The following is a 12,250-nucleotide window of genomic DNA, read 5'->3' on the forward strand; positions in this document are numbered from 1 at the left end:
AGGCTGCGCTCTCCGACGACCCACGCCATATCACTCTTTGTACTCACATAGTCACCATCTGTCTCGTCGCGCGCAAGCACCACCGCAGGCAGAAGTGACAGAAGTCGGGTACCGACTGCTTGAGGGGGTTCGAGTGCGCCCGGCCGAAACCAGACCGCTCGGCCCCATCGCCGTCCGGCGGCCTCGCGTTCGACGGACACACGGCCGTCTGGACAGGCGGCCCGGACACGATGGACGAGAGGGAGGGACCACCGCCCTCCATCGCCGGATTCGCGACCAAGCCGGCTCTCTCACGGGCCGCTGCGCGGCTCCGGGCCGGCAATCAGTGCCCGATGTGGAAGGTCAGCCTCGTGGTGGTCGTGCTGATGGCGACACCGTGAATGGTGCCGGAGGCCGAGGAGTAGATGCCGGTACCGCCCGTGATGGCGTCGTCGAACATTCCAGTTCCGCTGAGTACGGAGGTAGAGATGAAACCCTGTGCCGTGATCTCGCCGCCTGGCAGGGACTCCGTTACGTTGCACTGAGCCTCCGGCACTCCTTGGGTGCCAGAGGATGTCACGGTGCAAACCCCGCCGAGGTGGCCGGCCTTCGCGCCCTTGTCGTTGTACAGGTCTTCGGCATAGATCAGGCGCGCCCCTTGGACCATGCCATTCGGCGCATCCAGTGTCGCCTGACTGCGCACCGCGGTCAGGCGGAGCACCTGCTCCTGGACCGCCGCATCTTCGCTCGGGGCAGCCGTGGCCGCCGACGAGCACACCAGCCCGGCGGAGACGGCCGCCGAACAGAGTGACAGACCCAAAGTCAGACGGCGCATGGCGTCCTCCTGTTGTTTCGCCGCATCGTGACAGTGATCGCAACTGATACACACGAAATCACGCCGCTGAGCAGGCTCGGTCGGAACACGGTTGGGCACCCGAGTGATTCGCGGACAGGCGCGAGATGCCACACCCGGCTCGGCATCCGACGTGAGGGTCTGCCGTATTATCGGGTGACGTCTGAACCGGCTTGCCCCGTGGTGGGAAGTATGTCGCAGTGCCCAAGCCTTTGCCCCGGCCGTCCGAGGACGACCGGGGCACCATACCCGAAGGTCAGCGGCCCCCAGAGAGGCCCGACCCCGTAAGCCGTGTGGGACTCGAACCCACAACCAATGGATCAAAAGTCCTGGCCAGGGCGTGCCGGGCGGTGGTGGAGGGTGGGCCGCCATCCGAAACCCGCAGGTCAGGCGGCAGCTGTTGGCCGCCCCGTCCACTACGTACCGCCTGTGCCGGCACATCCGCTCACGCATAGCTCACGCACCTACGACCACGCTGGGGAGCGGGCGGACCCAGGCATCCGCGTAGCTAAGAATAGGAGTACCATCGGGTACCAGGAGGCCCCACATGGAGATTGCAGAAGGAACACGGAGTCGAGGAACTCGCACAACCGCACCCTTGAAAGTGGATGCGGCGGTGGACGAGTTGATCGCCGATGGTGCCCACTTCCTGGGGATGACCAAGAAGGACTTGGTCGCCGCAGCAGTCCGGACATATCTGGAGCTCCGCCGTGAGGAGGTCCGCGCCAGCATGAGGGAGAAGATGCGCAACCTCGACGGATCCGTCGAGTCGAGCGTTTCACTCCTGACCGGACTGTCACCTGAGCGGATAAGGGAGCTCGGCGGCGTGGGCGAGGACGACTGACCGTGCAGCCTGCTCGCCCCACCCTTCGCACGCTCCGCGAGGACCTGGAGCTTGCGCTGCCTTTCGCGCGGAAGCCACTCGACGAACTGGACCACCCCCTCCTCGTAAAGGCCCGGGAACTCTTCGGCGACGACGAGGCAGGCCGCGAGCGAATCCGCGCCATCGACGACGAGATTCTCTTCAAGGTCAAGGTCCAGAGATGGCGCGGAGCAGTCTGGACCGACAAGACCTGGATCTGCCCTGGCTCATAGCCGCCGGTCAGCGCGAGGGCGGGTCCTTAGATGACTTCTATGCCGCCTTGGAGACCAGCGCACAGGCCGCACGTGCCCGCTACAACGCCGACCACCGCCAACCCCTGACCAGCAAGACCTACGTGGGCCATCTCCTGCCCAACCAGGACGATCGTGATCGCTACCAACTCGAAGCCGGTACACGCCTCGTACGCCGGCTCGCCACCGCGATCCGTGATCTGACCCGCGGATCTCTGCACGACGGACACGAGCACGCCGCAGACTTCGCCACGTTCCGCCTCGGCATCCTGGTACGCGCCGACGACGGCCACGAGACCTACGTAGCCGTACGCATCACAGGCTCCGTCCCCGACGACCTGACTGCCGTCGTCCTGCGCCATGTCCCGGGGTGCGAGCCCACCCACTGGTACCCCGAATACGCCCTCCCCAGCCGCTCCCTCCTCCCAGCCGAACAGGCCTGGTCGACCCTGATGGATCCCAAGGCGGCCGCGGAACTCCTGAACGAGGAGTGACCCCGACAGCTGATCTCGCGCCAACCTACGACGAGGTGACGCCCGTTTCGGCGAGGGACTGGCGGACCGACTCCGGTCTGTAGCCGACCGTTTCAATGAACTGACCGGCGCGGCTGATCCGACACCGCAAGCGCTCTACCCAGGCTGAGCGGCGCGCTGAACGGTGCAAAGCCGGCCAACCACCCGCGGCGTCCGACGGCGTGGCTGCCTTGTCAAGCAGAGCCACCCATCACGCATCGCTCACTCACGGGCCCCGGCACGGCTGTGCCCCGGCCGCTCGGAAGCGACCGGGGCACCAAACCCGCAGGTCAGCGACTCCCTGAGGAGCCCGACCCCGTAGGCCGTGTGGGACTCGAACCCACAACCAATGGATTAAAAGTCCTGGCCAGGGCGTACCGGGCGGTGACGGACGATGGGGTGCCATCCGAAACCCGCAGGGTCAGACGGGCCGAGGGCGCCGCCCGGTCCGCGCTGCACCGCCCGGTACCAGCACGTCCGCTCACGCATCGCTCACGCATTGGAACCGGAGGAGCACCGGCCAGCACGCACCGCCATCCGTTGAACGAGCTTCCCGCAAAGACCCTGGATCCCCAATCACCCGGCAAGGGCCAGAACATTCTGCAGTAGCAGTCGAAGAAGCAGCGGGGGTTCGGAGTCGGCTGTGCGCGCCGCCTCGCGGTACGTCGCGGCGTTCTTCCCGGCGAAGCCCTCGCCTTCCCGGATCATCCCTTGTTTCCGCTCCACCCAATCCGGCCAGTGAGAGCCCAAGTAGCCCTCTAGGTCGTCATGGAAAACGGTGTACGTACGTGCGGACTCATCGGCCGGCTCGCCTGTTGGCGTGCCGCCGAGATAGCCTAGCAAGTTGGTGTTGTCCAGCATGTTCCTTCGTACAGCCTCATCAATCTTGCGCAGCGCGTCGGCCCACTCCTGGCCCTCAAGGTGCGCCTGCAAGCCTTCCCGTTTCCGCTCGCCCATCCCGGCGTCGCCATCGAAAACCGTGTAGCAACGTACGTTCAACGCATGCAGAATTGCGTGGCAAAGCATCAATTTGCTTTTGCTTCCGGCGCTGACGATGTGAATCCCCTGCGCACCAAGGTTGACGTTCTGCCGCTCAGCACAGCCGAGGATCACCGCAGCGTCAGTGTCCCCCTCTACCAGCACAGCGACATCAGCGAAGAATCCCTCAGCCAGGGTGCTCACGCATCTGAGACCTGTTTGCCTCCGTACCGAGTCGGCTTGTACACCATAGGGCTCCAGAGCCTCACACAACTCCAGATCGGATACTTGATTCACCGTCGTTGTCGGGTGCCCGTCAGTGAAGTCACGACTCAGGCGACGTACTTCCCGATAGTGGCGATGGTCAATGAAGACCGGACTATGGGTCGCGTACATGACCTGGGCGAGACCCTCCGAGGACGTCACCAGGCCCCTGAGAACCTCGGCGAAAGTTCGCGCCTGGGCCGGATGCTGGAACAACTCAGGCTCTTCGACTGCAAGGCACAATGTCCGCGTACCAGCCTCCGGATGCCGCCGCTCAGCCAGGTACTTCAGGGCCGCAATGATCAGAGCTCGCTGGAATCCATGCCCTTGACGATAGACAGAGGTCTCAGCCGCCCCATCTTGAACGCGAACTCGGAAGACGGTTCGCACGGGCTTCGGGACCTGCACAAGAGGAAGTACGCGCACAGACCGTCCGAATGTAAGCAGCGAGACTTCCCGCGAAAGTGCCGTCGAGATACCGTCCAGCACCTCCCCGTAAACCTTCTTGTGGATCTCTTCCCGCTCTTGAGCGATACCTTCTTCAGCCGATCTGATCTCGTTGGCGGCTTCACTCCGGTCCACCGCGTGATCGAGAATCCGTCCGAGCGCCGAGGACTTGCTATCGTCGGCCTCTTCATAAGCGCGTAGGTCAGCGGAGACAAAAACGAAGTCGATGAGCTCGGCCAACTTACTCTGGCCGGCGAAGCCGAAAAAATGCGTCCCTTCAATCTCTGTCTCCGTCAGCTGACTTCGGTTGTCCAACTCCCACGCCCGCATGGATTCTTCAACAGCAGCAACGGAGCCGGCCGCTGGCAGTCCGAGGCCAGGCTGCTCATCTCGGAGCTTGCTGTAGGCCCTGCGCTTGTCCATCGCCGAACCCTCCTGACGGACGGCCTCGAAGGGCGGGAAGGCGAGTCCTTTACCCGTGATCTTATCCTCGCCCTCCTCCCATGTGCGCCAGACGATCATGCTGTCGGTCTCGGGCGACGCATAATTCCCGAGCGTCTCTCGGTCACGACTTGTCAGCCCATCGAATTCAACTTCAACGCTGATACGTCGACTTCCACGAGCAGAGTGCAAGTCCTCATCACTCAAGGCGACGGACTTCTCGCCGTTGAAGAACCAATCAAGCGCACGCAGAACTGTGGACTTACCGGCACCCGTAGGCCCCAAGAAGGACGTGACGTCTTCCATCTCAATATCTACCTTGCACAGGCAGCGGAAGTTCTCGATGCGGACGCGCTTGATCTTCATGCTTCTCACTGTTCCGAGGGCCAGCAACGCAAAGGTATTCCACGAGTCAGAAGAGCCGACTGACCGGGGTTGCGATGCTAACCGCTATCCGCAGCGCCGCGCGAAGGATTATGAAATCTCTGCAAACTGAACGTAGCTGTGCTATAGGGTATTCTGGAAGCACGGTCCGGTGCAAAATGGCCCCACCGAAAGGCGTTGCAGACCGTCATCCGCTCGGCAGACAGCTACACGATGGTGCCGCCGTCGTGCAGATACCGGGGCGCAGACGCCATGCAGGTGGCGATTGCAGCACGGAAGCGGTCGCGTAGGCGTTCTCGAAGTGCGCCGATTGCCTCCTCGGTCGGAACAAGTCGCGCTTCGGCGAGTTCACTGTCATGCGGTCGCAGAGCAGCAGCTTGTTCTCCAGTGAGCATGCCCCCGTCGAAGATGAAGGCGAGCTGGTCGTCCCAGGGGCCGTGTGCAGGGACCCAGTCGACGACCAGGAGGCCGTGGAGGGTGACGTCCAGGCCCAGTTCCTCCTTCAGTTCGCGGCGGGCCGCGTCGTCGGGGGCTTCGTTCGCTTCGGCCATGCCGCCGGGGAGGTCCCAACCAGGCTTGTACGTGGGCTTCACCAGGAGGACGCGGCCTTGCTCATCGCGGAGGAGGACGTCGGCGGAGACGCGTTTGCGGGCCTGGGTGGCGTTGCCTTCGGCGAGGTAGGCGTTCCAGGCTTCGGGGTCGGCGGGGGTGGGCCTCATGGGGTGGTGCCTTTGCTGGGCGGGGGAACGATGTCGGCGAGTAAGAGCATTCTCGCCCGTCGCGTCTCGTCAAATCGCGTCAGCAGCGCGCGGACTGGGGGATGGCTGCGGTGGGGCGCGAGCAGTGCGCGAAGGTCATCGAGTTGGCGAAGGACGCGGATCGAGCCGAGGTTGGGGTCCGCTGCGAGCACGTCGTGGCCTACCGTGACCGCAGCGTCCAGCTCATCGCAGCTCAGGTGAAGGCAAACGAGGGTGATCCGGCTCAAGGCCAGCGATCGGGCACGGCTCGACTCGCGCAGGCGGATGGCGTGTTCGGCCCGTGCGCGCGCCTGGTCGTGGTGTTGGAGGTCGCGCAGGACGAGGGCGGATTCGAGGGCCAGGGCCGCTGCGTCGAACGGGCTCAGCCACGGGCGTTCCGCTTCGGCCGCCCCTCCGAGAGTTTCCTCGGCTCGGCCGAGGGCTCGTAGCGCCGGAGTGGGCTGACCGGCTGCGGCCAGGGCTCGGGCGGACATGGTGTACAGGCGGGCAATCAGCGTGGGGACGACGGGGCCGGCCTCCGCCAGATCGAGACCGGTCCGCGCCCAGTGCACGGCTGCGGCGGGATCGCCGGTCTGCAGGGCGAGGTGGCTGGTGCTCGCGGCGATGCTGGCCGCGAGCGGGGTGTCGCCCGAGGCGCGGGCCAGTGGAAGCGCGCGGGTGAAGTGGCGTCCAGCCACGCCATCCTGGCCTGAGTCGTGGGCCATCCAGCCCGCCATCTCGGTGAGCACCGCGGCGATGGCGAAGACGTGCGGGGTGCCGTCCGCGTCGACAAGCCGGGGTCCGATGTTGTCACGCAGGTGTCGGACGACGGCGTTGTAGAGGCGTCCGCCACCGGCCTGGCGGTCTGCGGTTCGGAAGGCGTCCATGGCAGCCATGTCGTCGCCGTCCGGGAGCGGCTCGCCAAGTGCGGGAGGTGGCGGCGGCGCGGCGGGCTCCCACGGGCGTTTCGCCAGGCCGAGGAGATGGCCGGGGATGTGGAAGGCGTCGGCGATCTGCTCGAAGATCGCGAGCTTCTCGACCCGGCTCTTGCCGTTCATGTAGTCGTAGAGCCGCCCTTGGGTGATGTCGACGGCTGCCGCGATGCGGCGGGTGCTGACGCCACGGTGGTTGAGCAGCCGGAATAGCGTGCCCATGTCGCGCTCCGCGCAGGCCGCGAGCAGGCGCTGGTCGGCGAGGAGTCCCGCGACGATCTCCTGCGGCTCCCGCTCCCTTCCGGTCACGAGCACCCTCTTCCGTATAGCTGTTCCGAGGCTACGGCCCGGGCCGCCCGCTGACTCCAAGTTGGAGTCACACGCTGGAGTCTCTTGCGTGCGATCCGCAGTCGTCTACTGAGGGTGCTCCGTTGCTCCAAGTGACGCAACGGGGCGTCGCCAATCCCTCCGCTGCGCTCCCGAAAGGTCAAGCAACATGCCCAGCACCGTACTTCCGCGTCATCGCGGCCGACTTCACGTGAAGGGCCGCGGATGATGACCGACCGACGCACGAGCCCGTACGGATTCCGCGTCGAAGCCGAATCCGAGGCGGTGCCCGAAGCCCGGCGCAAGATCCTCGCGTTGGTGCGCGGCTGGGACGTAACTCTGCCGGACGACACCCTGGGCGACCTGGAGTTGCTGTCCACTGAGCTGATCACGAATGCCGTCCGGCACACCGATTCCTCCTGCGCGGTGGTCGTGCGCTGGACCGGCGTGCGGGTCCGGGTCGAGGTCACCGACGTGAGTCCTGCCCGCCCTCAGCGGTGCCACGGGGCGCTGGAGGCGGAGGGCGGGCGCGGCCTGGTCCTGGTCGAGTCCCTGGCCACCGCTTGGGGAAGCGCCCCCGACCCGGCCGGGAAGACCGTCTGGTTCGAACTCGGGCCGTCCGACGGGACGCCCCCTCCCTGGAGCACTCCGGGGAAGTGGACGATCACCACCGACAGCGGATCGGCGACGTCCGGCTACCTCCCGGCCTGGGCCGAGGACGATCCGACCGAGGCCCATGTGCCCCTGGACCAGCTGCCGGAACGGCTGGCCGGCATCAACCACCGGAACTTCTTCGAAGGCCCGATGCTGCCCCTCACCGCCCCGGACGTCTGGGAAGGAGTCGAGGAGGACGCGGTCTTCGAGGGCAGCATCGACTGCAATCCCTACGACCCCGACCCCGGCCTGCGTGTGCCGGTCGTCAACCTCCAGGTCTGCGTCGGGCGCTGGATCCTCGGCCTGGACCCGCAGCGAGTAGCCGAGGTCGCCGCGAAGCTCCGCACCCACGCCGACTTTCTCGACGAGAAGGTACGCCCCGCGCTCATCGCCGCCCGCGAGGACTGGGCCGCCCATCCCGCTTAACCATCCGCCTACTCATGGAGGTCGTCGTGACCGCACGCCCGCTCGTCAGCCAGGCACCACGCCTCGTCGCCAGCCCGTTCCTCGGCCAGTACCTGCTCGTCCAGCCCGGTCACGCCGCGGGCGTGCGCATCCCCGAAGTCCGCTACGAAGAGCTGCGGGACGCTACCGCCAACGATCAGAAGACCCCGGCCTGGCTTTCCGACGCCGCCGCGCGAGCTTGGGGCACGGAGCTTCCGCAGACCGGACTCCGTGGAGTTCTTATCGTCCGGGAGCGGTCCCGGTACGGCTACGCCAAAGCGTCGTGGGAGATCAACCTCGGCTGCGACTACGACTGCGAGTTCTGCTACCTCGGGGAGAAGCGCTTCGCCGGCCTGGACTGGGACGGCAAGCAGCAGCTCCTCCGTGTGATGCGGGACGCCGGGGTCCTGTGGTTGCAGATCACCGGCGGGGAAGCGCTGATCGACCGCGAGTTCGGCGCGGCGTACGAGCACGCCCACCAGCTCGGCATGATGGTCCAGGTCTCGTCGAACGGCAGCTCGCTGCGGAAGCGGCCGATCCGGGAGCTGTTCGCCCGGCTCCGCCCGTATCGCCTGACCGTGAGCCTGTACGGGGCGACGGCCGAGACGTACGACGCGGTCACGCGGAACCGCGGGGCCTTCGGCCGGTTCGTGGAGGGCTTGGACGCCGCCCGCGAGGACAGGCTGCCGGTCCGGCTCAACGTGATCGTCTCGGACGACAACGCCCACGAGGTCGATGCCATGGTCCGGCTGGCCGAGGCATATGGCTTCCCGCGCCAGGTGTACACGAGCATGTCGCCCACGATCGACGGCGAGGCGAACCCGCTGGCGACCCAGGCGTACGACCATCTGCGGCCCCGGAGCGTCTTCACCGGCTGCAACGCCGGCCACACCTTCTTCCATGTCGACCCGCACGGCATCGCGTCGATCTGCAAGGTCGGCCGCGACCCGAGCGTGAACCTCATCACCGAGGGCGTCGAAGCCCTCCCCCGGCTCGGCGCAATCGCCGAGTCCCTACAGCTCCGCACCGGTGGCTGCTCGGGCTGCACGATCGCGGGCACGTGCCGTACGTGTCGCCCGCTGGCCAAGCTCTACCAGGAGGCGGGGGACCGCAGAGATCTCTACTGCCAACACGGAGGTTACGGATCATGACACCACCAACCGCTGCCCTGGCTCCGCCGCGTCAGCCCGTGCCGGTCATCATCGGCTCGCGCCCGCCCGCCGAGGGGGCCGGCATCCTGCCGGTACCGCTGACCGTCGCTCCGATCGGGGACGACGAGTTCCAGATCGTCGCCGACCTGGACGAAGCCGCCGAGGGAGCCGAGTGCTCTTGCTCGGCAGGCGACGACCAGCCGTACTAACCCCGAGTGGGCGTGCCCAGTGCCGCCCCGGTCGTAGTCTGGCCGGGGCGGCACCCCCATTCCCCCAGCAGCCAAGGAACCGCGCGTCTTGTCCATGTCCCGCATCCCCTTCGACCAGCTACCCGCCGAGGTCCGCCAGGCCATCGCCGACAAGACCGGCGCCGTGCACCAGGCGGTCACCACGCCCGGCGGCATGAACTCAGGCATCGCCTCCGTCCTCGACACGGACAGCGGCCCCGTCTTCGTCAAGGGCATCCCGACCGACCACCCCCAGGTGAGAGCCCAGCACCGTGAGGCCGCGGTGGCCCCGCACCTGCCTGCCTCCTGCCCGCGCCTGTTCTGGCACCTGGAGCTCGACGGCTGGAGCCTCCTGGGCTACGAGGTGGTCGAGGGCCGCCACGCGGATTACGCGCCCGGCTCTCCGGACCTGCCACTCGTGGAAGCGGCTCTCACCGAACTGCAAGGGATCGCCGCACCGGCGGATGTCGAGATCAAGCAGGCCGTGGACCGGTGGGCGGAGTACACGCCGCCGGGCACGTTGCAGCACTTCGACGGTGACGCGCTACTGCACACGGACTTCGCCCCGGACAACGTCCTGATCGCCGAAGGCCGGGCACGGCTCATCGACTGGGCCTGGCCGACACGCGGCGCCGCATGGATCGACCCCGGCGCCCTCGCGCTGCGCCTCATGGGCGCCGGCCACCCGGCCGAGGCCGCGATCGAATTCGCCAACCGCTTCCCGTCCTGGCGCGACGCAGCGCCCGAAGCCCTCGCGGCGTTCGGTGCGGCGACGGCGTCCCTGTGGAGGGAGATCGCCGAGCAGGACAAAGCACTGTGGAAGCGGGCGATGGCGGAGCAAGCGACCGACCTGGCACGCGCCCTCGACACGAGCTTTTAGCCCCGGGCGACGCTGACCAGAGTCACGTCCCGGGAGAGCATCGGCATCACGCTGGACGGATCCCTTGTGCCCGCGGTCCGCGGCTGACACGCGGACAGGCAGAGGCCGCGTCGTCTCCCCAGGCCCCGGGCGCCCTCGCTCGGTACTCGAGTCCCCGTCCCCCGGTGAGGCACATGCGCAAGACGGGCCGTAGGACCGTCGCGCGCGACAACTTGCTCCGCTGGGGGCAAGGAGTCCTTACCCCACAACTTGCTCCTCCGGGGTAAGCGCTGCTTACCCCACAACTTGCTCGCCGCCGCCCGGCCTCGTTTACCACTCGCCTGGTCCGGCGTCTTTCACTGCCGTGGACTGCGACGTCGGCCGAGATCACGGGGACCTGTCCCACCCGTTGCGTTCCAGGTCAGGCCAGGTACGGGTGGAATCCTGATGCGGGTCGACCCGTTGCGGGACAACCACCCGTCCCCGTGCTGACCTGCACGGGGACGGGTGGGGCGGGTGGATGCGGGTCAGCGCTCGCCGCCTGGGGCCGTCTCCAGCCGGGGCAGTAGCGAGCCCAGGCGTCGGCGAACTGGTGGCGGGCGAAGCCTCGGCGCTGGCTGCGGTCGGGGAAGCGGCGGTTGGCGGCACCGATGCCGAAGTCCTTCAGCAGCAGTTGCAGGCCCCGAGCGGTCAGGCCGTGGGAGCCGTGCTCGCGCCAGGGGGCCTCGCTGTCGGCGTGCAGCGCGGCGAGAAGCTGCTCGGTCGACAGCAGCGCCGGGTCGCCGCACGCGGCGAACACCGCGCGAATGTCGGCCAGTATGCGGATCGCGAGCGCGGCCTCCTGATCGTTGCCTTCCTCTTGCGCCGTCAGCACGCGGCACGCCTGCCGGGCGCGCTGCGGCCAACTGCCTCCAGCGAGGTCGGCGACCGCCACCAGCGGCTCCCAGGTGTCCGCCGCTCGGTCCTCGACCGGCATCACCGGCTCCATCGACGCCGCCCTGTCGGTCAGCGGCACCAGCCATCCCGCCAATCGGTCCCGCAAATTGTGCAACTGCGGAGTGTCTCGGCGGGAGCGGAAGGGCAGCACCTTCTCCCCTGGTGCGCGCCTCCGCATCCGGATCACCACCGCCCGATCCATGATCGTGTCCGGCAAGTCGCCTATCCCGGCCAGCGCCGCCATGGCGAAGGTGCGGAATTTGGTCGGCTTGTGCTCCGGGCCGACGACCCGGGTGGTGGGACGGTTTCGCTGGTGCCCGGAGTTGAGGAGTCCGCGCATCTCCTCGTTCTTCTCCGCGACCTTCACGCTGCCGAATATCGTGTCGGCCTCGTCCACCAGCAGCGTCGGCGGCTGCTCCGTGATCGACCGGAAGATCGCCGCCGGGGTCGAGTTGACCGTGATGAAGGGGTCGTGGACGGTGTCGTGCAGCACGTCCAGCAGCCGCGATTTCCCACATCGCTTCGCGGGGCCGACCACCGCCAGGCGCGGCGCGTGCTGCCACGCCGGTTGCAGATGAGTGGCCGCGACCCACAAGGTGACCGCGTCCAGGGCCTCGCCGCTCGGCATGACCACGTACCGGGCAACCGCTGACCGCAGCTCGGTCAGCAGGTCAGCGCCTTCCGAGAGCGCGTCGCCCGCTGGCGGACCGACCGGCCCGGTCGGCTGACCGACCGCGGTGACCGGCTCTCGGTCAGTGACCGCGGTCAGGCGACCGGGCGTTCCGGTCAGCCGGTCAGTGACCGGAGGAGGCCCGGTCACCGCAGCCGACCGGGCGGCGGACGGCTTCGGCTCAGCGGTCAGTTCCGCGAGCGGCTGCCGCGTTGTACGGTCCGGCTGACCGGGTACGGTGACCGGCGGCCAGGCCACCGCAGGGGGTGCGTCCCGGACAGCAGCTGTCATAGGCTGCATGCGTAGCTCCTCGACCGGTGGGTGCAGGCTGGCTGGCCCGCC

11 protein-coding genes are annotated in these 12,250 nt (G+C 67.4%); 6 read left to right on the plus strand and 5 right to left on the minus strand.

What is annotated here, in order from left to right; genetic code table 11:
- Positions 1–322: 322 nt before the first annotated feature.
- On the minus strand, positions 323–814 hold the full coding sequence (locus tag JT723_RS03985; protein ID WP_205042964.1) for an allene oxide cyclase barrel-like domain-containing protein: 492 nt from the start codon (positions 812–814) through the stop codon (positions 323–325).
- Positions 815–1,448: 634 nt separating this feature from the next.
- On the opposite strand from JT723_RS03985, the gene JT723_RS34835 reads away from it, so the two are divergent.
- Positions 1,449–1,676, plus strand: a complete 228-nt coding sequence (locus JT723_RS34835) for a hypothetical protein (protein WP_251513049.1) — start codon at positions 1,449–1,451, stop codon at positions 1,674–1,676.
- 199 nt (positions 1,677–1,875) lie between these two features.
- Positions 1,876–2,439 carry a hypothetical protein gene (locus JT723_RS03995; RefSeq protein ID WP_240165038.1) on the plus strand — a complete coding sequence of 188 codons (564 nt, stop codon included), beginning with the start codon at positions 1,876–1,878 and terminating at the stop codon, positions 2,437–2,439.
- A gap of 594 nt (positions 2,440–3,033) precedes the next feature.
- On the opposite strand, the gene JT723_RS04000 is transcribed toward JT723_RS03995, so the two are convergent.
- From JT723_RS04000 to JT723_RS04010, 3 genes are all read right to left on the minus strand, one after another.
- Positions 3,034–4,953 (minus strand): ATP-dependent nuclease, encoded by a 1,920-nt coding sequence (locus tag JT723_RS04000; RefSeq protein ID WP_205042966.1) that lies wholly within the window; start codon positions 4,951–4,953, stop codon positions 3,034–3,036.
- Between the two features lie 224 nt (positions 4,954–5,177).
- On the minus strand, positions 5,178–5,690 hold the full coding sequence (locus JT723_RS04005; RefSeq protein WP_205042967.1) for an NUDIX domain-containing protein: 513 nt from the start codon (positions 5,688–5,690) through the stop codon (positions 5,178–5,180).
- Complete coding sequence (locus tag JT723_RS04010; RefSeq protein WP_251513050.1) at positions 5,687–6,955, minus strand: NsdA family TPR-like regulatory protein; 1,269 nt, start codon at positions 6,953–6,955, stop codon at positions 5,687–5,689. Before JT723_RS04010 ends, JT723_RS04005 begins: the two co-directional genes overlap by 4 nt.
- A 240-nt stretch (positions 6,956–7,195) precedes the next feature.
- Between JT723_RS04010 and JT723_RS04015 the strand changes: the two genes are divergently transcribed.
- The 4 genes from JT723_RS04015 (at position 7,196) to JT723_RS04030 (ending at position 10,323) form a co-directional block, all read left to right on the plus strand.
- Positions 7,196–8,047 (plus strand): ATP-binding protein, encoded by an 852-nt coding sequence (locus tag JT723_RS04015; protein ID WP_205042968.1) that lies wholly within the window; start codon positions 7,196–7,198, stop codon positions 8,045–8,047.
- Positions 8,048–8,073: 26 nt separating this feature from the next.
- Positions 8,074–9,216, plus strand: a complete 1,143-nt coding sequence (locus tag JT723_RS04020; RefSeq protein ID WP_251513052.1) for a radical SAM protein — start codon at positions 8,074–8,076, stop codon at positions 9,214–9,216.
- Positions 9,213–9,425 carry a hypothetical protein gene (locus JT723_RS04025; protein WP_205042970.1) on the plus strand — a complete coding sequence of 71 codons (213 nt, stop codon included), beginning with the start codon at positions 9,213–9,215 and terminating at the stop codon, positions 9,423–9,425. The genes JT723_RS04020 and JT723_RS04025 overlap by 4 nt, the downstream gene beginning before the upstream one ends.
- A gap of 94 nt (positions 9,426–9,519) precedes the next feature.
- On the plus strand, positions 9,520–10,323 hold the full coding sequence (locus tag JT723_RS04030; protein ID WP_240165094.1) for a phosphotransferase family protein: 804 nt from the start codon (positions 9,520–9,522) through the stop codon (positions 10,321–10,323).
- A 400-nt stretch (positions 10,324–10,723) separates the two neighbouring features.
- Here the strand turns inward: JT723_RS04030 and JT723_RS04035 are convergent, their stop codons facing one another.
- Positions 10,724–12,208, minus strand: a complete 1,485-nt coding sequence (locus tag JT723_RS04035) for a DUF3631 domain-containing protein (RefSeq protein ID WP_372441219.1) — start codon at positions 12,206–12,208, stop codon at positions 10,724–10,726.
- Between the last annotated feature and the right edge of the window lie 42 nt (positions 12,209–12,250).

It is taken from the genome of Actinacidiphila bryophytorum, assembly GCF_016916835.1.
In the GTDB taxonomy this organism is placed as follows: Bacteria; Actinomycetota; Actinomycetes; order Streptomycetales; family Streptomycetaceae; genus Actinacidiphila; species Actinacidiphila bryophytorum.

Bases quoted from the DNA above. Each gene is read 5' to 3' on its own strand.
- JT723_RS03985 (WP_205042964.1), bottom strand. From the start codon at position 814: ATGCGCCGTCTGACTTTGGGTCTGTCACTCTGTTCGGCGGCCGTCTCC.
- JT723_RS03995 (WP_240165038.1), top strand. From the start codon at position 1,876: ATGGCGCGGAGCAGTCTGGACCGACAAGACCTGGATCTGCCCTGGCTC.
- JT723_RS04000 (WP_205042966.1), bottom strand. From the start codon at position 4,953: ATGAAGATCAAGCGCGTCCGCATCGAGAACTTCCGCTGCCTGTGCAAG.
- JT723_RS04005 (WP_205042967.1), bottom strand. From the start codon at position 5,690: ATGAGGCCCACCCCCGCCGACCCCGAAGCCTGGAACGCCTACCTCGCC.
- JT723_RS04015 (WP_205042968.1), top strand. From the start codon at position 7,196: ATGACCGACCGACGCACGAGCCCGTACGGATTCCGCGTCGAAGCCGAA.
- JT723_RS04025 (WP_205042970.1), top strand. From the start codon at position 9,213: ATGACACCACCAACCGCTGCCCTGGCTCCGCCGCGTCAGCCCGTGCCG.
- JT723_RS04030 (WP_240165094.1), top strand. From the start codon at position 9,520: ATGTCCCGCATCCCCTTCGACCAGCTACCCGCCGAGGTCCGCCAGGCC.
- JT723_RS04035 (WP_372441219.1), bottom strand. From the start codon at position 12,208: ATGCAGCCTATGACAGCTGCTGTCCGGGACGCACCCCCTGCGGTGGCC.